Below are 25,524 nucleotides of genomic sequence, written 5' to 3' on the forward strand. Positions count from 1 at the left end.
TCAGGAATTTTACCTAAAGCCCAGGGGAAAATTCAAGAGCAAATTTTTCGGAAGTTCAAAGAAAACGATTCAGATTCCTATTTTTGCTTCTGATCGGCGGTCTTCAATACGGATGCTGGAACCGTAAGACTGACCGTCGCTGGCAAGGCGGACCGACGATTTGTCAAAGCCGCTGATCGTAAGGGACAGATTTTGATCGAAGTAAATGGCATCGTTCCGATCTACAATCAAGGGAAGTCCGCTTTCGGAAGAAATGTTCAAGTCTGCTGCTCCCGGTTGATCGACAAGCCAGAGCGCAATGGCGCCGCTCAGTGAACAGCCGCAGCCTTCATTGTCGTAAGCAAGGCGAATATAACCCGGACGACCGTCGAATTTCTGTTCAAGCAGGTTTTTTGCATCGGCAGATACTCTCAAGGTCAATGACATGGGACAAGACTCCTTTTAAAAAATTATATTTCGCAAAACCTTTTTCTAATATTGATTATAGGCTCTCCAAAAAGTATGATCAAGAGGTGAATGATGAATTAGGCTATTCTTTTTCCCAAATTTAAGAAATTATTAAACAAACGGGGTGAAGTTTTCGGATGGAACAGCAGCTGCAGGAAAAATGGAATGAATTTCGTGAATTGGTGGCAAAGATCGGAAGTTACAATGAAGCCGTCGGCTTAATGTATTGGGATCTTCGCACCGGCGCCCCTCGTAAGGGAGCAGAAACGCGGGCGGAAACAATCGGACTGCTGTCGACGGAAGCGTTCAAGCTGCAAACGTCGAATGAAATGGGTACATATCTCGATCTGCTGACGCAGGAAGAGAGTCTGTCACAGCTTGATGACGTTGATCGTCGGCTTGTGGAAACGGTTAAAAAAGAATACGATCAGAGCCGCAAAATTCCAGAAAGCGAATTCAAAGCGTATACGATTCTGACTTCCAAGTCGGAAACAAAATGGGAAGACGCCAAGGAAAGTGGGGATTTCGATTCGTTTGAGCCTTATTTGACCGAAATCGTCGGTACGCTGCGCAAGTTTATCGGATACTGGGGAACAAAACATACGCCGTATGATACGCTGCTCGACATGTATGAACCGGATATGACGGTAGAGCGTCTGGACGAAGTATTCGACCGACTCAAAAAGCGTCTTGTCCCACTGGCGGAAGCGATCGCGGCATCGGATATTAAGCCGGAGCTGCCGTTCCTAAACAAAACGTATCCGAAGGAAGGGCAGGAGGCGTTCAGCCATTTTATTTTGAAAGAGATGGGCTATGACTTCGACGCCGGCCGTCTGGACGAAGCGGTACATCCATTCGCGACAGGGCTTAATCCGGGCGATGTGCGCATCACGACCCATTACCATGAGAACGATCTGCTGAGCGCGGCATTCAGTTCGCTGCATGAAGGCGGTCATGCGCTGTATGAGCAGAATATTGACCCCAAGCTGACCGGCACGCCGCTCGCACAGGGAACGTCAATGGGCATCCATGAATCGCAGTCGCGCTTCTGGGAAAACATGATCGGGCGCAGCCTGCCTTTCTGGCAGAAGTACTTCGGTGAACTGCAGCGGCAGTTCCCGGATCAACTGATCGGCGTGACGCCGGAACAGTTCCATTTTGCGGCAAATCGGGTAGAAAACTCTCTGATTCGTATTGAGGCCGATGAGCTGACCTACAACTTGCATATCATCATTCGCTACGAGATTGAGAAAATGCTGTTTAATGAAGATCTCGACGTGAAGAAACTGCCGGAAGTCTGGAATGAAAAATATCAAGATTATCTGGGAATCACGCCTCCGAACAATGCTCAAGGTGTGCTGCAGGACGTGCACTGGTCGGGCGGTTCGTTCGGCTATTTCGCTTCGTACTCGCTGGGCAATATGTACGCGGCGCAGATGATGCATACGCTGCGCAAAGAAATGACGAATTTCGACGAGCTGATCGAACAGGGTAATCTGCTGCCGATCAAAGAATGGCTGACTGAGAAAGTTTACCGTTTCGGTAAGTCGAAAAATCCTTCCGAAATCATCTTGGATGTAACTGGAGAACCGTTGAATCCAGACTATCTGGCAGATTATCTGGAACAGAAGTACTCAAGCCTGTATAATCTCAAATTGTGAAGACCTGCTTTATTTGGAGTAGGTACAGATCCTGTCGGTTCCCAGTGAACCGGCAGGATTTTTGTCTCCGAGCAGGTTTGTAAAAGTTATGGGGAATTGAAAGTGCATTGAACGTTTCTGAAAAAGAGGGAAAGGATTCGGTGGCACGCATGTTTGGTTTTCGCGTCATCAAAACGGCGGCTGCGGCTTTTGCCGCAATTATGATCGCGCACCTTGTCGGCATACCGTCTGCAACATCGGCAGGGCTGCTGGCCATTCTGGGGCTGGATACGACCATTAAGAGGAGTGTCAAAACGGTCGTGGACCGCTTTTTTGCTTCGATTGTCGGCTTGGTCGTCGCCTGCGTATTGTTCGGGACGCTCGGCTTCCATTATTGGGTCATTCCACTGTACATTTTGATTGCTTTCCCCTTGATTGTCAGAGCAACATTTAAAGGCGGAATCGTAACCAATGCGGTTGTCGTTTTTCACGTCTTCAATGCAGGAGAAATTACCTGGCCGGTACTGTGGACGGAGCTGCAGCTGCTTGTAATCGGACTCGGCTCGGCAATGCTGGTCAACTTGATCTATATGCCGAATCCGGAGGAGAAGCTGTCGAATATCCGCAGTGAAGCGGATCGGTATTTTTCGCGCATTTTTGCCCAATTTGCTAAGACGCTGCGCAATCCGGATTATATGTGGGATGGCGGCGAGCTGATCGAAGCGGATCGGAAAGTGGAAGAAGGTTTGGAATTGGCAAGACGCTCCAGAGAAAATCAAGTGTTGAAATCCGACGAATTTTGGAGTGCTTACTTCTACATGCGCAAGCAGCAGCTGGAGTCAATCCAGTCGATGGCACTGCTCGTCTCACAGGTGTATCGGCAAATTCCTCAAGCCGAGCTTACCGCAGAACTGTTCGATCAGTTGGAGCAGGATGTGAAGCGGGAGCACTATATGGGCAAGGCGGAAGAAATGCTGCGCGAGTTGGAAGAACGGTTTAAGGAAATGAGTCTGCCTGAAACCCGGGAAGAATTCGAAGTCCGTTCGGCAATTCTGCAGCTGTGCCGAGAGTTGAGCCGCTATCTGGTGCTGTCGAAGAAGGACAAAGCGCCGCATGTAACATGAAACGAAAAAGCTTTGACAGGTGTATTTAATTTTATTTCAGCAGATGGAGAATCGAAAAAAGATCGGATTTTGATGAGAAAGCTGCCGCTTTTTGAAACGAGTGTCAACATAGGATGCTTTCCTGTAGGCTTTCAAAGAACTGTTACGAAAAACTGTTACAAAGAACTGTTACGAAGAACGGTTACGAAAAATTTTAGATCCTGCTGTAACTTTCTGTGTCACAGATTTGTCTGATGCGATGCCGGAAAAGAGGACGGTGAAGATACCGGCCTCTTTTTTGATGAGAACAGACGAAAGAAGTTACACATTTGCATATCTGCAATGAACGGCTTAAATTTAACTTTTGTATCATGGAAGCCGGCGAAGCCGATTTTTGCATATTTGTTCAGAGGGCTGACAAAAATAGTTCTGGAAATAAACCTGAACAAATGTTCGTATATAAACGCTTTTTACCGGAATTCTGTTATAATCGTAGGGAGAAAAGAAGGCAGGTAGATGGAGGGGAATCATGGCCAAGTTAACGCCGATGATGGAACAGTATCTCAAGATCAAGGAAGAAGCGAAGGATGCGATCCTCTTTTTCCGTCTGGGAGACTTTTATGAAATTTTTTTCGACGATGCCCTGACGGCTTCGCGAGAACTTGAAATTACATTGACCGGGCGCAATGCCGGCATGGAAGAACGGGCGCCCATGTGCGGCGTGCCGTATCATGCGGCGGAAGGTTATGTGCAGCGTCTGATCGAAAAAGGATATAAAGTTGCGATCTGCGAGCAGGTTGAGGATCCGGCAACAGCCAAAGGAGTCGTACGCCGCGAAATCATTCGTGTTGTAACGCCAGGTACGCTGATGGAAAGTCGGGCGCTCGGCGAAAAGTCGAACAACTATCTTGTCTGCGTGACAAGCTCGAACGGCATGACGGCGATTGCGGCCTGTGACTTGTCCACGGGCGATCTGCATGTCACTTCGGCACCGGACAACGCGGAGTGGATAAAAGGCGAAGTTGCCGTGTACCAGCCGTCGGAAGCGATCGGCGACAGCCGGCTGCTCGGTCTGTTGGAGTCGCAGGTGGCGCCAATGGAACGCCGGCTCGTCTGCACGCCATGGGAAAAATCCAAGGAAGACGGTGCACGTGAGCAGTTCGGTGAAGCGGTCTGGGCTCGTCTGGACGATGAACGCCGTCTGTGTGTAGCCCGTCTGTTCGCCTATTTGGCGGAGACGCAGAAGAGAGCGCTCGGCCAATTGACAAAAATTTCGGTGTACGAGCCGAATCATTATATGATTCTCGATTCGTTTACCCGGCGGAATCTGGAACTGACGGAGACCGTACGGGAGCGATCGAAAAAGGGCTCGCTGCTCTGGCTGCTCGATCGCACGAAGACGTCGATGGGCGCGCGTACGCTTCGCCGCTGGATCGACAAACCACTGCTTCAACGCGGTGCGATCGAGGAACGCTTGGAAGCGGTGGAACATCTGCACCGCAACTTGATTCTGCGCGGCGACGTGCAGGAAGCACTGAAAGAAATCTACGATCTTGAACGTCTTGTCGGACGCGTAGCGTTCGGCAGTGCCAATGGACGCGACATGGTAGCGCTGCGAGATTCACTCGTGCAAATTCCGGGACTGAAAGAGATCTGTCTGAATTCCGGTTCCCAGACGCTGGCTGCAACGGCAAACCGGATGGACGAATGCGCCGATCTTGCCGAAGCGATCGCTGCGGCAGTTACCGACGAACCGCCGGTATCGGTCCGCGACGGCGGTCTGATTCGCAAAGGATACCATGAACATCTCGACCAGCTGCGCGAAGCAAGCGTCAATGGTAAACGCTGGATTGCCGAGCTGGAGGCCGAGGAACGCCGGGTAACCGGTATCCGTTCATTGAAAGTCGGCTATAACAAGGTGTTCGGTTACTATATTGAAGTGACGAGAGCTAATCTGAATCAGCTGCCGGAAGGACGTTACGAACGCAAACAGACGCTTGCCAACGCCGAACGTTATATTACGCCGGAGCTGAAGGAAAAAGAATCGCTTATTCTTGAAGCCGAAGAGAAAATGGCTGATCTGGAGTACGGGCTATTTCTGGAACTGCGAGAAAAAGTCGCGGAGCGGATTCCGCGCCTTAAATCGCTGGCCGAGCGTGTAGCGGAGATCGATGTGTATCAAGCGTTTGCCGAAGCGAGTGCGGAAAAAGCGTTTGTGCGTCCACAGCTGCACGACGGCTATGATCTGACCGTCGACAATGGCCGTCATCCGGTCGTCGAAGCGGTCATGGAAGGCGGATCTTTCGTCGCCAATGCAACGGATTTGGCTCGCGAAGGCGCAAACATTATGCTGATTACCGGCCCGAACATGGCGGGGAAAAGTACTTATATGCGCCAAGTGGCCTTGATTTCGATCATGGCGCAGATCGGCTGCTTTGTGCCGGCGGATCGGGCGAGCGTTCCGATGCTGGACCGGATCTTTACCCGGATCGGAGCAGCGGATGACCTGGTCGGCGGCCAAAGTACGTTCATGGTCGAAATGGCCGATATTCAGGTCATGACCCAGCAGGCGACGAAAGACAGTCTAATTATTATCGACGAGCTGGGCCGGGGAACTTCGACGAGCGAAGGCATGGCGATTGCCCAGGCGGTGATCGAGCACGTCCACGAATCGATTGGCTGCAAAGCTCTCGTATCGACTCACTTCCACGAGCTTGCTCATCTTGAGGAAAGCCTGCCGCGTCTGCGAAACTACTGTATGGCGGTGCGCGAGAGCGGCGATAAAGTTACATTCCTGCGCAAATTGGTTGCCGGAGCGGCCAGCACCAGCTACGGAATTTACTGTGCCCGTTTGGCTGGTCTTCCTGGCAGCATTATCGACCGGGCTTACGGTCTGCTGCAGGGATTTGAACAGGCAGCAGCGGGAGTGGCCGTCGGCAGTGCAGGCGGAGCGGAAGCGGCGAAAAATTCTGCTGCGAACGCAGTCGAGCAGATCGATACCCGACTGCCTGGAAGGGAAGGCGCAGCAGAAGCGAAAGACAGAGCAGAAACGCAAGTCAATGTGAAGCGTCGGGAAAATGAAAGTCAAGATACAAGCAAAGATACAAGCGAGGTCGGACATGTTTATTCCGATCGATCGCTGGGAGCAGAGCGTCAACCGAGCGAAGTACGTGAGCGTGCGATATTCGAGACGGGGACGTCTTCAGGATCGATGTCGACGGATGGGGAAGCTGGCGTTCAGAAAGAAGATGGCGCCCAGACAAAAGGAGGCTTTCAGACAGAAGGCAGCGGTCCATTGACTTCTGCGGTACTGGAGGAAAGAGAAACTGGAGTATCAGCCGGAGGACAGTCTTCTTCCAGAGAAGTCGTACAGCTGTCGATCTTTGGAGACGAGGAGCAGTCGGGCCGAACTTCACAGCCTGCCCATACGCCATCCAAAGAAGATGTGAAAGTTAAAAAGATGCTGCAGCGCGTGCGAGAAGTCGATGTGATGAATATGACGCCGCTGCAGGCGATGCAGATTCTGAATGAGCTTAAGTTGGAAGCTCAGCGGCTGTAGACGGTGAGCAGAGCGATTTTTGGGTGAAGTATTGGATGAATGAAGTAAACAAGCTAATCAATGAGTTATGAAGAAATGAAGCAGGCGCTGGGCCTATATAATAAGTTTTCGTTCGTTTCTTACACTATGTTTTAAGAAAGGGGAACCGGTATGGCCAAAATTAAGGTACTGGACGAACACGTTGCCAACCAGATTGCGGCCGGCGAAGTTGTGGAGCGGCCCGCTTCGGTCGTCAAGGAGTTGGTTGAAAATGCTATCGACGCCGGGGCGGCAAAGGTCGACGTATGGATCGAAGAAGGCGGTTTGTCTTCGATTCGTGTAACGGACAACGGATCGGGCATCGATCCGGAAGACTGCGAGACGGCTTTTTACCGACATGCAACGAGCAAAATATCGGGAGGCCGGGATTTGTTCCAGATTACGAGCCTCGGCTTCCGCGGTGAGGCGCTGCCGAGTATCGCTTCGGTCTCCAAAGTCGAAGTGCTGACAGCCTGCGACGACGATGGAGCGGGCCGTAGGCTCGTCATTGAAGGCGGTACACTCAAGACAAACGAGGATGCTCCGGCTTCCCGGGGAACAGATTTCCGTGTTCGTGAGCTCTTTTACAATACACCGGCCCGGCTGAAATATATGAAAACGGTACAGACTGAGTTGGGCCATATTTCCGACTATATGTACCGAATGGCGCTATCTCATCCGGAGATCGCTTTTACACTGCGGCATAACGGCAATTCTCTGCTGCAAACGCTTGGCGGAGGGGATCTGCTTCAGGTTATTGCCGCCGTGTACGGGACAACGAGTGCCAAAGCGATGATTCCGCTGCAAAGTGAAGGCTTGGACTTTGCAGTCGGAGGATTCGTCAGTCTTCCGGACTTTACCCGCTCCAATCGAAGTGCGATTACGACGGTAGTTAATGGCCGCTTTATACGCAGTCATGTGCTGAATCAAGCCATTATGCGTGCTTATCACACACTGCTGCCTGTCGGCCGTTATCCGTTGGTTGTGCTGAGTCTGGCTATGCATCCGTCGCTTGTCGACGTAAACGTGCACCCGGCAAAACTGGAAGTTCGCTTCAGCAAAGAAGCTGAACTGACGGCATTTGTGGAAGAAATGATTCGGGCTGCATTGTCCCGCGAAGTGCTAATTCCCAAAGCCGTCAATCAGCGTGTTGGTAAGAGCAATACCATGGTTCAGGAACAATTCCACTTTCCGAAACGGGAAGCGCTGATTGAAGAGCTTGCGGCAGCTCAGCCGCAGGATAAAGAGGCGCCGTCCGGCGGAAATGAGACGCTGGGCGGTGTAAGCTCCGGCAATGCAGGTGCAGAAGGACCAAACGCTGGAAGTGCAGGTACCGGTGAGGCCGGTTCGCAAGTGCCGAGCAGTGGAACTGCAGGCACCGGTAATCGTGGTGCCGAATTACTGCCCGGCGCCGGGCAGCCGGGCTCTGAAGCTGCCGCGCCTTGGGCAGGGCGCGCCGGAGAGTACGGCCGCCCTGCCGAGGCGGCCGGCCAAGAGCAGAGCCGCGCCTTGCCTGGCGCGGCAGGGGCTTCGGGCGCGCAGAACGCAGCACGCCCTGAGGCTGCCGCCGCCGATGGAGCGGCGGCGAATCCGCCAGCGGCCGCTTCGCAGGCCGCCGAACGGCGCGGCTCCGCCGCAGGCGGTGCGGAAGTGCCGGACGCCTTGAAGGCGTCCGCGTCCTACCCGGCCGCCGGCGGCGTGCGCGATCCGCTCCCGCAGCAAGTGCGGGAGCCGGGCCACGGCATGGGCTACACCGGAGGACGCAAAGCGTCCGGCGGTGCCGGCCGGGCGTCCTCGTCCGGTAATCCCGGCGCTCGGCAGCCGGCTCAGTCGGGACAGAACGCTGCATTGGCACGCGCGGCTGAGCTTTACAGCCGGGGTGAAGTGCCCAAACGCCCTGCTTTTCCAGAAATGACGCTGATCGGCCAGCATCACGGGACCTATCTGATCGCTCAGAACGATCAAGGATTGTATCTGATTGATCAGCATGCTGCGCATGAGCGAATCAATTACGAATATTATTACGAGAAATTCGGTCAGCCGGAATCGGCTTCACAAGAGCTGCTGCTGCCGATCACACTTGAGTTTACGTCGGCGGAGAGCGCCAAAATCCGCGATCGAATCGGCTGGTTCGAGCAGGCGGGCGTATATATGGAGCCTTTTGGAGGCCAAACGTTCCGCGTCACTGCCTACCCGCATTGGTTCCCGCCCGGCGAAGAGCAGTCCATTATCGAAGAGATGGCCGAGTGGGTGCTGAGCGAGCGTGCGATCGATCTGGCCAAACTGCGTGAGAAAGCGTCCACGCTCTGCTCCTGCAAAGCTTCGATCAAGGCCAATCAACGTCTTAGCGACGTCCAGGCCCAGACGTTGATCGAACGGTTGGGGGAGTGCAAACAGCCTTATACTTGCCCTCATGGCAGACCAATTGTCGTATCTTTTTCTTCTTATGATTTGGAGAAATTGTTTAAAAGAGTGATGTAAAAACCTTCCCCCAATCCTTAAGCGACTTTAATTAAATTTTCGAAACAAGACGCTTTAACTTGTTTCGAAAATGACCTGAGAGCGATCTAATCAACTGGGGGAAGGTTCTGCTTCATCGAATAAGCGCCCCAATCCTTAAGCGACTTTAATCTTCCTTGAACGGCCGCTTGCGGAAAGCCGTTCGCGCACCTGAGAGCGATCTAATCAATTGGGGGAAGGTTCTGCTTCATTGAACAAGCGCCCCAATCCTTAAGCGACTTTAATCTTCCTTGAACGGCCGCTTGCGGAAAGCCGTTCGCGCACCTGAGAGCGATCTAATCAATTGGGGGAAGGTTCTGCTTCATTGAACAAGCGTCCCAATCCTTAAGCGACTTTAATCTTCCTTGAACGGCCGCTTGCGGAAAGCCGTTCGCGCACCTAAGAGCGATCTAATCAATTGGGGGAAGGTTCTGCTTCATCGAATAAGTGCCCCAATCCTTAAGCGACTTCAACCGGGACAGTTTCGCATCATCGCTACGACAGCTTAACCTGCTTAATACTAACTCTAGCTGCGGCATCCGCCGCAGCTACGTTGCTGAAATGACAAAGCAGACGCCGCAGATGGATTTCCGGCGACGCTTGCTTTGTCATTTGGGCAGCGTAGATCTGTCTGAATAATTTTCAAATGCAAATAACACCGCGCCGCAGACTGTATACGAATGCGGCATAAGCATGACCAAAGGAGAACGACCTATGATGATTGTAACTACCGGCGATTCGCCGGCCGAAGCTGAACTGCAGCGGGCGCGAAAGATCGCTGAGCAGGCAGGAATTCGGATTGTAACGCGCGGACGGACATCGATTCCCAAATTATTTTCGAAATACGGCGCTGATGCTGTTTTGATTGTCACACAAGGCAAGGTCAGGCTGTTCCGGGAAGATCAGCCTGTGCTGGAATACCATCCGAGCATGGGTTATGTTCGGGCCAAGCGCCTGCTTAAGGGCGAGCCCGATCCAATGATCGACGCTTCTCGGGCAGAACAAGGGGATTCCGTACTTGACTGTACGGCAGGACTGGGTACCGACTCGCTCGTTTTTGCAGTCCGTGTCGGTCCTTCCGGTCTTGTGCGTGCATTGGAGGCTTCGCCTCAGCTTTCGGTTCTGCTGCGGGAAGGGCTGTCCAGTTACGAAGTTGAGAAATCTTCTGTTACCGAGGCTATGCGGCGTATCGAGGTTGTGAATACGGATCATTTGGAGTACTTGAAGTCGCTGCCGGACAATAGCTTCGATATCGTCTATTTCGACCCAATGTTCCGTAAGCCGGCTTACGATTCGTCGGCGATCTCGCCGCTGCGTACTTTTGCCGACGCTCGGGCTCTAAGCGAGGAATCGATTCGAGAAGCGGTACGTGTCGCTCGCAAGACAGTTGTATTGAAAGAGAAAAAAAGCAGCGGGGAAATGGAACGCCTAGGCTTTGTGCCGGACGGCCGAAACCACGCCAAAATTACGTACGGAGTGATTCGAATTGACTGACAATCCCAAAAAAATAATCGGACCAGAAGGTGAGTGCGCCGAGTTGGCAGCAGTCTCCGGAGTCGATGCAGCAGTTGACGGGCATAAAGAGTCTGAGGAAACCGCATCCAGTGGTGTTTCTTCCTCTTCTTTGTCTTCCAAGCCCAAACTTCTCGTTCTGATCGGTCCAACTGCGGTAGGCAAGACCAGGCTCAGCATTGAAATAGCCAAAGCTTTCTCCTGCGAGATCATCTCGGGCGACTCCATGCAGGTATATCGGGGCATGGATGTCGGCACGGCCAAAATTTCGGAAGCGGAGATGGAAGGTGTGCCGCATCATCTGATCGATATTCATGATCCTGACGACCCTTTTTCCGTTTCGGAGTTCCAGGAACGTTGTGATGCCCTGATTCCGGAGATTACGGCTCGCGGCAATGTGCCGTTTATTGTGGGAGGAACAGGACTGTATATCGAATCGTTCTGCTATCGCTATGAGTTTGCGGAAAGCGGAGCGGACGAGGAGTTTCGACGTGAACAAGCTCAATTTGCGGAAACTTATGGCACGGAAGCGCTGCACGACAGGCTGCGGGAGATTGATCCGGAGTCGGCTGCACGTCTCCATCCTAACGATACCCGCCGCGTCATAAGAGCTTTGGAAATTTATAAGCTGACGGGAGAAACGCTGTCGGAGCGACTTGCGGGACAAAAAAAGACCACACCTTACGACCTATGTCTGATCGGTTTGACAATGGACCGTCAAATGCTATATAACCGTATTGAAGAGCGAATCGACCAAATGATGGAACAAGGATTGATTGAAGAAGTAAGGGCTTTGCAGGACCGCGGATACACGCCGGATATGGTTTCCATGCAGGGTCTCGGCTACAAAGAAATCTGGCCGTATCTGAACGGATCGACGACGCTCGAAGAAGCGGTGTACCGATTGAAGCGGGACACTCGGCATTTCGCCAAGCGGCAGCTTTCCTGGTTCCGTCACATGCACGACATCCAATGGGTGGACGTTTCCGAACCGGAAAACTTTTCTGCAATTTACGAGAAGGTTCATGGTATAATTACGGGAAGGTTTAGCTCCGATTTTGAACAAAAACGACAGTAAAATGACAATTGGGGGTACCGGTTATGAACAAATCCATTAATATTCAAGACACGTTCCTGAACCAACTGCGCAAAGAGAATATCCCTGCAACGGTTTATCTGACCAACGGTTTTCAAATTCGGGGCACGATTAAGGCGTTTGACAACTTCACAATTGTGATCGACAGCGATGGACGTCAGCAAATGGTGTACAAACACGCCATTTCTACCTTTATGCCGCAGCGTAACGTATCCCTGACTCAGCAGGAAAGCACATTAGGAGAGCAGTAATAGGTAGGCGCTGCATACGGTGTCGCATGCTTTACTCTTTTTGATTTTTTATGTCTCCAACGTTAACAAAGGGATGACAAACCTGTAATAGCCTTTTTTGAAACTTTTCGTGTAAAGTAACGTCTAAATCAATAGTTTACGATGAGAGCAACCTTTACGGGTTGTTCTTTTCGTTAGTTGAAACAGCCAGATATAGAGCTTACGGCTGCAAAGAAAGCAAAAGGGGTGTCATCAAATACTATGCCTAATCCACAACTGAGCCGCTCCAATCGGACAAGCGGAGCAAGCGGCGGAGGTAACGGCGGCGGTAAAAAGCCTCCGGCAAAGAAGAAAGCTTCTTCCAAAAAGAAGAAAATCACAGGTAAACGCGTTTTTTGGACGTTATTTTTTACAGCTGCATTTGCAGTATTGTGTGCACTTGGCGGCTACTTGATCGTCACGGTAAACGGTGAAAGAATTCTTGCAGAAAATAAAGATAAGATCGATATCAAAGCGCCGACAGTCATCTATGACCGTACAGGTGTACAGATTGGCGAAATCAAGATCCAGCGTGGTGAATCTGTAGAAGCACAGGATATTCCGGAACTTGTTAAAGATGCTTTTGTAGCAACTGAAGATAAACGCTTCTTTGAACATTCCGGCGTCGATTTAAGATCGATTGGTCGGGCAGCAGTACGGGATATTATTGCACGTTCCGCCGTCGAAGGCGGAAGTACGATTACCCAGCAGCTCGCAAAAAACATTTTCCTGTCTGCAGACAAAACGTTTTTCCGCAAAGCGACGGAAGTGTCAATTGCACTCGCATTGGAACGGCAGTATTCCAAAGATGAAATTCTCGCCATGTATCTTAATCGGATTTCGTTCGGCGGTCAGTATTACGGGATCAAGGCTGCTTCCGAGCGTTACTTTGGTAAAAGTGATCTGAATAAGCTGGAGCTGTGGGAAATCGCGACGCTTGCGGCGATGCCGAAGGCGCCAACACGATATAATCCGATCGCAAATCCGGATAAGTCGAAGGAACGCCGTGCTGTTGTACTCCAGCTGATGTATGAGCAGGGATATATTACGGAGGCAGAGCGTGACAAAGCGAAGGAAGTGGATTACAGCTATACACCGCCGGAAACGAAGGAAACTCATTATCGGGCGTTCATCGATTACGTGCTGCAGGAAGCCGAAGATGCGACTGCGTTAACTGAAGATGACCTTAACCGCGGTGGTTACAAAATTTATACGTCGATGGACGCCAAAGCCCAGCAGACGCTGGAAGAAGCGTTCAAGGACGATTCGCTGTTCGAACAAAGTCCCGATGACCAGCCAGTACAGGCTTCGATGACCATTACAAATAACCAGAATGGTAGTATTGTAGCTATGCTGGGAGCTCGGAATTATCATAAAGGCGACTTTAACCGGGCGGTTAACAGCCGCAGGCAGCCGGGTTCGGCTTTCAAGCCGATCGCCTCTTATGCGCCGGCGCTTGAAACGGGTCAATTTACTACAAACTCTCAACTCAGCAACGAGCAGCAGAGCTTTGGGAACTACAGCCCGAAGAACTTGCACGGCTACAGCCAAAGCGTTTCGATGAAAGACGCTTTGTCGGAGTCGATGAATATCCCGGCCGTATGGCTGCTTAATCAGATTGGGATTGAAACCGGATATCAGTTTGCCAAATCTCTCGGCATTCCATTAACCGAAGAAGATCGCAATCTGGCTCTTGCGCTTGGAGGTCTTCAGAAGGGAACCAATACACTGGAGATGGCTCAAGCTTACAATTCCTTCGCTAATGGAGGGGAATTTATCAGCGCATATGCAATCAAGTCGATCAAGGATTCCAATGAAGTTGAGATTTACAGTCGAATCGACAATAGGAAGCAGGTTATGAGCCCTCAGACAGCTTACGATATGACAACCATGATGAAGAGTGTTGTCAGCGATGGTACAGGTCGCAAAGCCGATATCGGACGTCCGCTGGCCGGCAAGACCGGTACAACGCAGAGCGGAATTGAAGGCAATAGCTCAAACCGGGACGTCTGGTTTGTAGGCTATACTCCCGAATGGACGGGAGCTGTATGGATGGGCTATGACAAGCCTGATAGCACACACATGCTTAAGAACAGCAGCGGCTTGGCTGCCACCATGTTTGCACGCGTAATGAAAGAAGCGCTCGAAGGCGTTCCAGTTACCGACTTTAAAGCACCGGATGCTCCGGCTTCAGAGCCGGTAGAGGCTCCGGAACCTGTAGAACCGGTACAAACGGAACCGGTGGGAGCACCGACAGGGCTGGTCGCTTCCTACGATGTGGCCGGCGAGAGAGTCGCATTGTCCTGGCAGCCGGTAGATGGGCCGAATGTTCGTTACCGCCTTTACCGTCAGGAATCGTCCGAAGCTCAACCTTCTCTATTGACGGAAGGTTTGTCATCAGCATCGGTTACGGATCCAAGCGCCCTGTCGGGACTGACGTACAGTTATGCGGTAACGGCTTATCGGGCTGGTGAAGAGCCGATCGTCGAGTCTGCTGCTTCAAACACGGTCAGCCTGACTGTACCTGCAGATGATAATCTGGAAGAGGATTTGCCGGAAGAAACCGTTCCTTCGGAAGAAGAACCTGAAGAACCTGCTGAAGTCCCGGATGAAGAACCGGTAACACCGCCGGTAGATAACAGCGGGCAAAACGGAGACGCAAACGGGAGTCAAGGCAATGGCAATAACGGAAATGGTAATAACGGAAATGGTAACAACGGCAATGGCAATAATGGCAACGGCAACGGCAACGGCAACGGCAATGGTAATAACGGTAATGGCAATGGCAATAGCGGCGGCGATTCGACCGGCGGAGAGAATCCGGATTCGGGTACTGAAGCTCCCGCAGAAGGAGAAACTTCTGTACCCGGCACTGTTGTTCCAGACGCACCGGCGGATCAGACGCAGCCAGAGCCTGTGCCGGATTCGTCATCGGATCCAAGCGTTCAGACGACCGATCCAACTGCCGAGGACGGTGCCGCGGTAAATCCGGACGGAACGTCTACCCAGCCGTAATTTTCAACGAAATTACAGTATAAAGCAGTATACAGTGTTGGTCTGCATATGCAGTTAAAGAACTACTGTCGATAAAATCAATCAAGCTTCGGAAGCCGGAAACGGCTTTCCGAAGCTTTTTTGCCATATTTTCGCTCAAAACGGGTAATGTAAGGCATGAGCAAGCCAGTTCTTTTGTGAAGTGGCCCGAGAATGTGATAAGCTTGATTCAAATGGAGAATGGAAAGGGTCGGTTCCCTATGAAACGTAAATTTGCTGACAGAGCCAACTGGCGGCGCGTAACCGACCGGAGATTTTTGTGCCGGTATATCGACAGCCGCCGTTTTACAGGCTACGTAACCTTGTACAACATGCTCAAGCTGAAGGAACCGCTGATGAAAACGTATGGAGGACTCACGTTTTGTGTGGCCGACAAAGGTTATTCTTGGCTGCAGTATTTTCCCAAGGATGCCCATTTCATCGTCACGACTATGTTTAATGAAAAAAGGGAAGTCGTGGAGTGGTATATCGATATCTGCAAATCGCAGGGCGTAACGGATCAAGGGGTACCCTGGTTTGACGATCTGTATCTGGATATCGTCGTATTGGGCGATGGAACGGTCTTCTTGCTTGATGAAGACGAGTTGGATGACGCATTGCGGCGCGGAGTCATTACGGAAGCGGACTATGCGTTGGCTACGAGAACGGCGCACGGTTTGCTGCGAATGATCGATGCCCATGCTTTTCCGTATTTCCGGCTTTCAATCGAGCATCGCAGAAGACTGTTCCCGGCCTCGGCGCTCAAGGTCTGAGTACGCAGGCGGATGTAAAGGAACGATGGAAGTGAAAGGGGAAGTTGGAAAGTGCTCCATAAAAAGCGGGCGGACGCGTTTCTTGGCGCCGGACCGGTACGTATGCCGATCCGGCGCAGTAAAAGCGATCGTTGGAAAAAGCGTCTTTTTGTCACATTGTTGCTTGGGCTGATTCTCTTTGCAGCATGGGTGCTCTATATCCAAATTCGTATCGGACAAGGAACGTCGCTGGCGCAGGAGCACAAGACGGATGTGGCAATCGTACTGGGCGCCCGGCTCTGGAACAATAAGCCAAGCCCTGCTCTAAAAGAGCGTTTGGATGCCGTTTATGCGGGCTATAGGAGTGGTGAATATCCGATGCTTGTTGTCAGCGGCGGACTCGATAGTCCAGAAATGAAACTCACCGAAGCGGAAGGCATGGCTGAATATTTGCAAAAACTCGGCATTCCGAAAGAACACATTTTGCTGGAAAACGAAGCAACAAGCACATATGAAAACCTGCTGTTTAGCCGGAGGATCATGGAAGAATACGGGATGCAGACGGCGACAATCGTTACCCATCAATTTCATGGTGCAAGAGCACGGGACATTGCGGAATTTTTGCATTATGAAGATCCACAGTTTATCGTTACCCCTACGAGAGAGCTCAACCTTTGGCAGACACGCGGGCGAGAAACGCTTGCTTTTACCAAATGGCTGTTCACCAAGATGACATTGCCAGACGGCAAATAATCGGGGATAATGGGAAGCCGGGTTTTTCAAAATGCTGCCGAAGCTTCGGTTTATAAGCATGAAAAATCCCATACGAACAGAAGGAGAACAACAGTATGCGAAATACAACTCACGATACATCGGCGGAAGAGCGCCCAAGAGCGGTTCTGGTCAGCCTGGTAACCGACGACGTCAAGCGCTCGGGAATCGATCCCGTCTACTCGCTTGAAGAACTGGTAGCTCTTGCCGAAACGGCCGGAGTCGAAGTTCTGACGAACATGGTACAAAATCGGGAAAAGAAAGATACCAAGTGGTTTATCGGTAAGGGGAAAGTGCAGGAACTGAAATTGATCGCGGACGAATTAGGTGCAAACACGGCGATTTTCGATCAGGAACTTTCAGGAGCGCAGGTGCGCAATCTTGAAGAAGAGCTGGATTTGAAAATCATCGATCGTACGCAGTTAATTCTGGACATATTCGCCCAGCGTGCCAAAACGCGCGAAGGGATCATTCAGGTTGAACTTGCACAGCTCAGCTATCTGCTTCCGCGCTTGTCGGGTCAGGGACGCAATCTCTCGAGACTTGGCGGCGGGATCGGCTCACGCGGACCGGGTGAAAGTAAGCTGGAGACGGACCGCAGACATATTCGTGGACGGATTGACGAGCTCAAACGCCAGATCGGCGAAGTCGAGAAGCATCGTACTATGCAGCGTCAGCGCCGCAAAAAAAGCGGAGCCGTGCAGGTTGCTTTAGTAGGCTATACCAACGCGGGCAAATCTACAATCCTGCGTCAGCTGACCAATGCCGACGTCTATGTGCAGAATCAGCTGTTTGCAACACTGGACCCGACCTCGAGAACGTTGGAACTGCCGGGCGGTCGTGAAATCGTACTGACCGATACGGTAGGGTTTATCCAAAATCTGCCGCACAACCTGATAGCTGCATTCCGTGCGACGCTTGAGGAAGTAAATGAGGCGGATTTGGTTCTGCATGTTGTAGACGCTTCCTCCGATATGCTGGAAGACCAGATGAAGGTCGTAGAGAGCATTATGGAGGAGCTGGGCGCAGGCGGAAAGCCGCAGATTCGGATTTATAACAAAAAGGATCTCTGCACACCGGAACAGCTGGAACTGCTGCCTGAGGATGAGCATAATTTGCGTCTGAATGCTTATGACGAGAAAGATCAGGAGAAGCTCTTGAATCGTCTGCAGGAAGAGCTGACGGGCGGTACGGTTACGTATCGAATTCCGGCAGCCCGTGGTGATCTGACTTCTCAGCTCTACAAGATTGGCGAAGTTGTTACGCAGGAATTTGATGAAGAAGATGTATTATACGAAGTACGACTGCACAAGGGCGAAGCTGAAAAGTACGGCCATCTGCTGGAAGAATACAAAGTTCGATAATAGATAAAAACTGCCGCTCCCTGTCTTGGCGAAAAAGGGAGTGGTTTAAACTGTAATAAGAATCTTCTGAACACCGAAGCGGCAACCTTACGCAAGTGTGACGCGTTAATCATGCAAAGTGTCAGCTCTTTGTCTGACATCAGAAGTGATGAGCGTGTCTGGATGGAGAGGTTTGCAAAGCGTTGGCAGATTGAATCGTAAATGAGAAGGACGGAATGGTAAGCGATGAAAACTTTTGATACTCAAATCGAGCAGTGGAAAAAAGAAGCGGAAGAGCTGGTCAAATCCCGCTTTGATGTAGTAGATACAATTGTCGAGCATAACCAATGGAAAGTAATCGAGGCTTTCCGCGCGTGTAAAGTCAGCGATTATCATTTTAATCCTTCTACGGGTTATGCTTACAATGATCGCGGTAGAGAAGTGCTGGACGAACTGTATGCCAAAGTTTTTGGCGCGGAAGCGGCGCTGGTACGTCCACATTTTGCTTCGGGTACGCATACGATTTCGACCGCGCTGTTTGGTGTGCTGCGTCCTGGCGACGAGCTGCTCTATATTACCGGGACACCTTACGATACGCTGCATAAAGTCATTGGCAAAAAAGGCGACGGCACAGGATCTCTCGCCGATTTCGGTATCGGATATCGGGAAGCCGATTTACTTGAAGATGGCGGAATCGACTGGAATGAAGTAGCTCGTCAGATCACACCCAACACCCGGGTTATCGGCATTCAGCGATCTCGCGGATACGCTTGGCGTCTGCCATTTACGGTAGACGAAATTGGAACAATGACGCGAAAGGTCAAGGAAATGTGTCCGCAGGCTGTCGTATTTGTAGACAACTGCTATGGCGAATTTACGGAAAAGATCGAACCGACGGAAGTCGGGGTGGATCTGATGGCCGGCTCGCTGATCAAGAACCCGGGTGGTGGTCTGGCAGAAACCGGGGGTTACATTTGCGGGCGCAAAGATCTGGTCGATCTGGCCGCGTATCGCCTGACAGCACCCGGGATTGGAGCGGAAGTCGGCGCAATGCTCGGCACAACAAGAGGGATCTATCAAGGACTTTATATGGCACCAACCATTGTCGGACAGGCTGTGAAAGGAAGTATTTTTGCCGCTGCAATGTTTGAAATCGCCGGCTTCAGCAGCAGTCCCGCTTGGGATGCGACAAGAACGGATTTGATTCAGGCTGTCGTATTTGAGCGCGAAGAACAGCTGATTGCTTTTGTGCAGGGCGTTCAGCTGGCAGCGGCAGTAGATAGCCATGTCGTTCCGGAACCTTGGGATATGCCAGGTTACGAACATCCTGTCATCATGGCGGCAGGAACGTTTATCCAGGGCGGAAGTTTGGAATTGTCAGCGGATGCTCCGATTCGGAAACCTTATATCGGCTATATGCAGGGTGGATTAACCTACTCTCATGTGAAATATGGGGTACTGAATGCCCTTCAGACACTTTTTGACCGCAATTTACTGTAAGTTAACCTAACACATCATTGACGCTTCCTATCAGGATATGTACAATAAGAGAGAGAATAAGGTTGGCTTCGAAACGACAACGCTGGATGACAGGGTGCTCTGCGCCCGGAGTATTCGTGATTGCAGTTTGTTTCGACAGTGAACCGAGAAAAGTACATTGGAAGGTTGATGAATACATGGGCGACGATATTCGCAGAAATATGGCCTTGTTCCCAATAGGCATTGTAATGAAATTAACTGATTTGTCCGCGCGGCAGATCCGCTATTATGAGCAGCACAGCTTGATCGTTCCGGCGCGTACGTCGGGCAATCAACGATTGTTCTCGTTCAACGACGTAGAGCGTCTTCTTGAGATCAAGGCACTGATTGAGAAAGGCGTTAACATCGCGGGCATCAAGCAGGTCATGAATCCTGTAACCAAGGAGTCCGAAGAAGCTACAGTTCTGAACGCTGCGACCGAAGAGAAACGCAAGGAACTTTCCGATTCGCAGCTTCACCGTATGCTTAAGCAGCAGCTGGTTTCCGGTAAGAAGCCGGGTCAAGTCTCGCTAATTCAAGGAGAGCTGTCCCGATTCTTTAATAGAAAATAAGCTTTCGCTTCATGTTTCGTATTGCAGTATACTCTTGGGCATACTGCGATACGGGTACTTAATTTGGTTAAAGAGAATAGAGCTGCAAAAGAAAAGAGACGAAGAGGAGAGGGTATCTTGAGTTACAGCAAAGAGGACATTCTACGTATTGCCAAGGAAGAAAACGTTCGTTTCATTCGTCTTCAGTTCACGGATTTGCTCGGAGCAATCAAAAACGTTGAGATTCCGGTCAGCCAGCTGACGAAGGCACTCGATAACAAAATGATGTTCGACGGCTCTTCCATCGAAGGTTATGTACGGATCGAAGAATCCGACATGTACCTGTACCCGGATCTCGATACCTGGGTGATCTTCCCCTGGGTAACAGAGAACCGTGTCGCACGTCTGATCTGCGATATCTATATGCCGGATGGCACTCCGTTCCCTGGTGATCCACGTGCCGTTCTGCGCCGTGCACTGGAAGAAGCCGAAGAAATGGGCTTCAGTGCAATGAACGTAGGACCGGAACCGGAGTTCTTCCTTTTCCGTACAGACGAAAAGGGGAACCCTACAGACGAGCTGAACGACCAAGGTGGATACTTTGACCTGGCACCGACAGATCTGGGTGAGAACTGCCGCCGCGAGATTGTAATCACGCTTGAAGAAATGGGCTTTGAGGTTGAAGCTTCCCACCACGAAGTGGCACCGGGTCAACATGAGATCGACTTCAAGTATGAGGACGCAATGAAAGCTGCCGACCAGATCCAGACGTTCAAACTGGTTGTAAAAACGATTGCCCGTCAGCATGGTCTGCATGCGACATTCATGCCAAAACCGCTGTTCGGTATGAACGGTTCGGGCATGCACTGTCACCAGTCGCTGTTCCGCGGTGGAGAGAATGCCTTCTACGATGAGAGCGATACGCTTGGTCTGAGTGACACAGCTCGTTACTACATGGCTGGTATTCTTAAGCACGCACGTGCATTCGCAGCGATTACTAACCCAACTGTTAACTCGTACAAGCGTCTTGTTCCAGGTTATGAAGCACCTTGTTACGTCGCTTGGTCTGCCAGCAACCGCAGCCCAATGATCCGTATCCCGGCATCGCGCGGTCTGAGCACTCGGATCGAAGTTCGTAATCCGGACCCGGCAGCCAATCCTTACCTGGCGCTGGCCGTCATGCTCAAATCCGGTCTGGACGGTATTCGCAGACAGCTGCAGCTGCCGGCTCCGATCGACCGTAACATCTATGTGATGTCCGAAGAAGAGCGGATTGAAGAAGGCATCCCAAGCCTTCCAGCCGATCTGAAGGAAGCCTTGAACGAATTGCTCCGCGACGAAGTCGTGGTACAAGCGATGGGCGAGCATGCTTTGACTCACTTCTATGAACTGAAAGAAATTGAATGGGATATGTACCGCACTCAAGTTCACCCTTGGGAACGCGATCAGTATATGACGCTTTACTAGGACTTCAAGCCCTTGGCGCTCTAAGCGCTGAGGGTTTTTGTTTTTGTGGGTATCACTCTATAAACATCCTCGACATAGGGATGAGAGGTCGCATGACCATCCTTACTGGTATCAATTGAGATCAGGTGGTCATCGTGAATCTCGTATTTCATTGAGCGGACATCAAGCGTCATGAAGCACCTTCACTATTATGAATGTCCTGCATTCTGAGTATATCAAACAATCGGATCCAATAGTCCGATGACATATACCAAGCGAGGAATTATCTTCCTTTTGTCAAATAAATCAAGGCAGTAGAAAGTGAACAAACAAAATTAGACAAACAAAAGCCCGCTCAGGTCTTAAACCTGCTGCGGGCTTTGTCTTTTGGATTTTAAGCATGAATGAATTCGTTTAACAGACCAGACCGGAAGAGTAAAAATCTGATCTTCACTTTTTACACCAAAAAGTAATTTATTATGAGTATGTGGTAAGCACGTACCTTCATAGTACTCTCCACTTACTGTATGAACGGTAACAGGCCGATTACATCGAAGAGCTTCTTCTAAGGTGATAATCATGGATATCAGCCTCTCAATATTATTTTATTTAAAAATACTTACCACGACATGATAACGAATAAACGTTTTTTCCTTAATTTGTAATAAAATATTTTGAGACTCCAGCCTATATATTTTTTTGGTATGGTACTGGAATAGGCTATGAATTGGTTTACACCTAATCCAACAACAGTTAGAATAACAACAGTTGAAAGTTTCCGACTTCTGGCACGCTGCTGTGAAGTCGATTTTGTATGTGAGGGGAATCGCGGATGAACACCTATAAGGAATTGATCAGCAATGAGGAGTTTTTCGCCGCGGCGCTGTTTCAGATTTACGTTTTCGTTATTGACGTATTGGAAGATTCACCAGTTGGGAACGGAGGCGCTGTAGAGAAGTATACGGATTTTAGTGTATGGATCGATGGAGAATGTTATCCACGGCATACGCATACGTTTAAAGTTGCAGCAGTGTTGTAAATCTGCGATAAATGTATAGAAATCAAAACGTGAGTTGAGGAAACTGCGGAACTTAGACTGGGGACGTCCTGCCCTGGGCTCTTATTTCGGTAGGGTCAAAAGGCAAACAGCTTTCGATCGAGTAGGTCGAAGGCTGTTTTTTTGCTATTAGGGCTTCGTTTACAACACGCCGTGTTCAAATCTAACGTAATTTGCTAGACTGAAGGTACTATGTCGGAGTGAGGGATCGGTTGAAGATGAATGCTTACGGAAATTACAAAGAATTCGACCGAGCGAGATGGGCAGGGCTGCGAAGCCGGACTCCATTAATGCTGTCGGAAGAAGAGCTGGAACAAATCAAAGGATTAAACGATAAAATTTCGCTTCGGGAAGTCGAAGAAATCTATATTCCGCTAACGCGGCTGATTAATCTCAAAGTAAGGGCCGCACAATATTTACGAGAGGTTACAAGCGCTTTTCTAGGCTGTGAACCGCCAAACAAACCGTTTATTATCGGAATTGCCGGCAGTGTAGCCGTAGGAAAAAGCACGGTTGCCCGACTTCTTCGAACGCTGCTGTCACGCTGGGAACATCATCCGAAAGTCGATTTGGTGACGACGGACGGATTCCTATACCCTACCCGTGTATTGGAAGAGAAAGGGCTTATGAGCCGAAAAGGCTTTCCTGAGAGTTACGATACGAAGAAATTGATCGATTTTCTGGGAAAAGTGAGAGAAGGCGAACGAAATGTCGAGGCGCCACTGTACTCGCATGTGACATATGATGTCCTGCCGGATCGTTTTGAAGTGATTGACAGTCCTGACATTCTGATTGTGGAAGGCATTAACGTACTCCAGGTGAGCAAAAGGCAGCCGGTATTCGTCAGCGATTATTTCGATTTTTCGCTGTATATCGATGCGGACACCGAAGATATCCGCCGTTGGTACCTTGACCGATTTCTGGTGCTGCAGCGTACGGCATTCCGCGAGCCGCTGTCTTATTTTCATCGGTATGCGGAACTCAGTGAGACGGAGGCAATTGGGCACGCTTCGAACATTTGGGAGAGCATTAATCTGCTGAATTTGAACGAAAACATTTTGCCGACCCGTCAGCGGGCCGACCTGATTTTGAGAAAAGGACGCGATCATCAGATTCATCAGGTCTATTTGCGGGAAATTTGAATATTTGATAGGCGAAGGGAGAGCTGAAGGGATGCAAAAACTAAACTTATTTAAGTTCGCTAAAGGAAGCACAGATTCAAAAAAGCTGCCTAAAATCGCAGTCGTTCCTCTGGTACTGTCGCTCGTTATAGGCGGAAGCGCAACGCTGACTTATTCGGAACCGGCTGCAGCTTCTTCGCATACCTCTACAGTCCTTGCGGCTTCTTCAGCGAAACTTGCGGCAGGCATGCATAGTGCAAACGGTATACTGATACGCGTGAGCGACGGAAAAGTATTAATGATGAAAAATATCAATCAAAAAGTGTATCCGGCGTCGATGACCAAAATGATGACTGTCTTGGTAGCCTTGGAAAACCTGCCAAATCTTCAGAAAAAAACGACCCTGCCGACCGGAATGTTCGCAGCTCTGGAGAAGCAGGGGGCATCGATGGCAGGGTTCAAGCCGGGTGAGAAACTCAAAGCGATCGATCTGCTGCATGGTTCAATGCTTCCTTCTGGAGCGGAGGCTTCAATGGGATTGGCTTATGCGGTGTCGGGATCGGAAGCAGCTTTTGTGAAAAAAATGAATCAAAAGGCCAAACAGCTTGGTATGAAGCATACAAATTTCACTAACGTCACCGGTCTGCACCATGCCAATCACTACACGACGGTCAAAGACATGTCGATCTTGATGAAAGCTGCCCTTAAAAATCCGAATTTTCGTAAGCTTGCGACAGCACAAAAATATACGGTAGCACCGACCAACAAGCATCCTAAAGGTATGACGGTAAAGAGCACCCTCACCAAGAGCGCACCGACGTTGAATTTCAAAGGCGGCAAAATTGTCGGAGGCAAAACCGGTTATACGCGCGCGGCAGGCCTGTGTCTGGCTTCGCTGGCCATTAAAGATGGAAAACAATATATTTTAGTAACGGCCAATGCGGACGGAAGTCCTTGGACTAAGCCGTATCATATTCTTGACGCCTTAAGCGTCTATTCAAAGATTTGATAAAAGAATGGCTTAAAAAGCGAAGTTGTTCTATAATACAAACATACGTTCTTGTTAGAGGGGTGTGTTTGTGAAGATGAGTCGATTAGAGCGGAAAATTCTCGGAATGCTGCATCGTCATCGTTGGAACTCATTTCGATGGTTATCGATGGGATCTCTGCTTCAACGCAGTGGGGGAGCTTTCCGTGAAGTTACGATTGCCTTGATTAATCTGGAACATGATGGATATATTCGCTGGCCCGACAAGTCTTCTCTCCGGCACATTGTTCTGCTGCGCAAAGACGCCGACCGCGGTGCGCAATAATCTTAATCTCGTGAGACAAGCAGGACAAGTATCAAAAGAAAGCAGGAAAAGCATCCAAAGAAGAACGGGCTTTGGTCATGCCTGAATTTTTGGAACTTTTATACGGCGGGGAAAGACCTTTTGGCTTAAGAGCCGTTCGAGCGCGCCAGAATAATCATCGAGATCACGACAAGCAGAAGACTGAGCAGAGCAAGGCTGAAATAGAGGCGGATAAGCTTTTTTTCACGCCGGAAGACAGCAACGGAACCAAGCACACCGGTAACTGCACATATAATGAACGAAACGATCATCAGATCGGACATCAATAACGATCCTCCTTGAACGATAGCAGATTGACAGCGAAAGGTCGAACAAGATTTTGCCTGCTGGGTAAGTTTTAGTATAACAAAAAAGTGCATATTACAGCATGATGTATAATTGTTGATCCTCTTCCCTGCATGAAACATATATCGTACACCGCAAAAAAACTCCTCCGT

At 50.2% G+C, this 25,524-nt stretch carries 20 protein-coding genes; 18 read left to right on the plus strand and 2 right to left on the minus strand.

All coding sequences use genetic code 11. The features are described from left to right. Window positions 1-69: 69 nt before the first annotated feature. A complete protein-coding gene (locus F456_RS0113705; RefSeq protein ID WP_018977616.1) occupies window positions 70-426 on the minus strand; it encodes an iron-sulfur cluster biosynthesis family protein in 357 nt (118 codons plus the stop codon). A gap of 158 nt (window positions 427-584) precedes the next feature. Between F456_RS0113705 and F456_RS0113710 the strand changes: the two genes are divergently transcribed. The 18 genes from F456_RS0113710 (at window position 585) to F456_RS0113800 (ending at window position 25,048) form a co-directional block, all read left to right on the plus strand. Beyond that, window positions 585-2,108 carry a carboxypeptidase M32 gene (locus F456_RS0113710; protein ID WP_018977617.1) on the plus strand — a complete coding sequence of 508 codons (1,524 nt, stop codon included), beginning with the start codon at window positions 585-587 and terminating at the stop codon, window positions 2,106-2,108. Between the two features lie 149 nt (window positions 2,109-2,257). Beyond that, window positions 2,258-3,211, plus strand: a complete 954-nt coding sequence (locus F456_RS0113715) for an aromatic acid exporter family protein (RefSeq protein ID WP_040925258.1) — start codon at window positions 2,258-2,260, stop codon at window positions 3,209-3,211. Between the two features lie 508 nt (window positions 3,212-3,719). Continuing rightward, window positions 3,720-6,749 (plus strand): DNA mismatch repair protein MutS, encoded by a 3,030-nt coding sequence (gene mutS / locus F456_RS0113720; RefSeq protein ID WP_018977619.1) that lies wholly within the window; start codon window positions 3,720-3,722, stop codon window positions 6,747-6,749. A gap of 150 nt (window positions 6,750-6,899) precedes the next feature. Further along, a complete protein-coding gene (mutL, locus tag F456_RS0113725; RefSeq protein WP_018977620.1) occupies window positions 6,900-9,248 on the plus strand; it encodes a DNA mismatch repair endonuclease MutL in 2,349 nt (782 codons plus the stop codon). A 732-nt stretch (window positions 9,249-9,980) separates the two neighbouring features. Continuing rightward, window positions 9,981-10,760, plus strand: a complete 780-nt coding sequence (locus F456_RS0113730; RefSeq protein ID WP_018977621.1) for a class I SAM-dependent methyltransferase — start codon at window positions 9,981-9,983, stop codon at window positions 10,758-10,760. Between the two features lie 130 nt (window positions 10,761-10,890). Then, entirely contained in the window at window positions 10,891-11,856 is a 966-nt protein-coding gene (gene miaA, locus F456_RS0113735) for a tRNA (adenosine(37)-N6)-dimethylallyltransferase MiaA (RefSeq protein ID WP_026293882.1), read from the plus strand. A gap of 23 nt (window positions 11,857-11,879) precedes the next feature. Beyond that, a complete protein-coding gene (gene hfq, locus F456_RS0113740) occupies window positions 11,880-12,125 on the plus strand; it encodes an RNA chaperone Hfq (protein ID WP_018977623.1) in 246 nt (81 codons plus the stop codon). 240 nt (window positions 12,126-12,365) lie between these two features. Further along, window positions 12,366-15,158 (plus strand): transglycosylase domain-containing protein, encoded by a 2,793-nt coding sequence (locus tag F456_RS0113745; protein WP_018977624.1) that lies wholly within the window; start codon window positions 12,366-12,368, stop codon window positions 15,156-15,158. A gap of 239 nt (window positions 15,159-15,397) precedes the next feature. Then, window positions 15,398-15,949 (plus strand): ribonuclease FAU-1 family protein, encoded by a 552-nt coding sequence (locus F456_RS0113755; protein WP_018977625.1) that lies wholly within the window; start codon window positions 15,398-15,400, stop codon window positions 15,947-15,949. Window positions 15,950-16,000: 51 nt separating this feature from the next. Beyond that, window positions 16,001-16,681 carry a YdcF family protein gene (locus tag F456_RS0113760; protein WP_018977626.1) on the plus strand — a complete coding sequence of 227 codons (681 nt, stop codon included), beginning with the start codon at window positions 16,001-16,003 and terminating at the stop codon, window positions 16,679-16,681. A gap of 95 nt (window positions 16,682-16,776) precedes the next feature. Next, window positions 16,777-18,063: a GTPase HflX gene (hflX, locus tag F456_RS0113765; protein WP_018977627.1), complete on the plus strand. Its 1,287-nt coding sequence runs from the start codon at window positions 16,777-16,779 to the stop codon at window positions 18,061-18,063. A gap of 225 nt (window positions 18,064-18,288) precedes the next feature. Further along, window positions 18,289-19,542, plus strand: a complete 1,254-nt coding sequence (locus F456_RS0113770) for a methionine gamma-lyase family protein (protein ID WP_018977628.1) — start codon at window positions 18,289-18,291, stop codon at window positions 19,540-19,542. Between the two features lie 176 nt (window positions 19,543-19,718). Beyond that, complete coding sequence (locus F456_RS0113775; protein WP_018977629.1) at window positions 19,719-20,132, plus strand: MerR family transcriptional regulator; 414 nt, start codon at window positions 19,719-19,721, stop codon at window positions 20,130-20,132. 117 nt (window positions 20,133-20,249) lie between these two features. Continuing rightward, a complete protein-coding gene (gene glnA, locus F456_RS0113780; protein ID WP_018977630.1) occupies window positions 20,250-21,578 on the plus strand; it encodes a type I glutamate--ammonia ligase in 1,329 nt (442 codons plus the stop codon). An 811-nt stretch (window positions 21,579-22,389) separates the two neighbouring features. Beyond that, window positions 22,390-22,596 (plus strand): hypothetical protein, encoded by a 207-nt coding sequence (locus F456_RS0113785; RefSeq protein WP_018977631.1) that lies wholly within the window; start codon window positions 22,390-22,392, stop codon window positions 22,594-22,596. A 236-nt stretch (window positions 22,597-22,832) separates the two neighbouring features. Beyond that, window positions 22,833-23,756, plus strand: coding sequence for a type I pantothenate kinase (gene coaA / locus F456_RS0113790; RefSeq protein ID WP_026293884.1), 924 nt, complete (start codon window positions 22,833-22,835; stop codon window positions 23,754-23,756). Window positions 23,757-23,787: 31 nt separating this feature from the next. After that, window positions 23,788-24,744, plus strand: a complete 957-nt coding sequence (locus F456_RS22585; protein ID WP_018977633.1) for a D-alanyl-D-alanine carboxypeptidase family protein — start codon at window positions 23,788-23,790, stop codon at window positions 24,742-24,744. 76 nt (window positions 24,745-24,820) lie between these two features. Further along, window positions 24,821-25,048: a hypothetical protein gene (locus F456_RS0113800; RefSeq protein WP_018977634.1), complete on the plus strand. Its 228-nt coding sequence runs from the start codon at window positions 24,821-24,823 to the stop codon at window positions 25,046-25,048. Between the two features lie 125 nt (window positions 25,049-25,173). On the opposite strand, the gene F456_RS24340 is transcribed toward F456_RS0113800, so the two are convergent. Further along, window positions 25,174-25,350: a hypothetical protein gene (locus tag F456_RS24340; RefSeq protein WP_018977635.1), complete on the minus strand. Its 177-nt coding sequence runs from the start codon at window positions 25,348-25,350 to the stop codon at window positions 25,174-25,176. Window positions 25,351-25,524 lie beyond the last annotated feature (174 nt).

This window comes from Saccharibacillus kuerlensis DSM 22868 (assembly GCF_000378145.1).
Classification (GTDB): Bacteria; Bacillota; Bacilli; order Paenibacillales; family Paenibacillaceae; genus Saccharibacillus; species Saccharibacillus kuerlensis.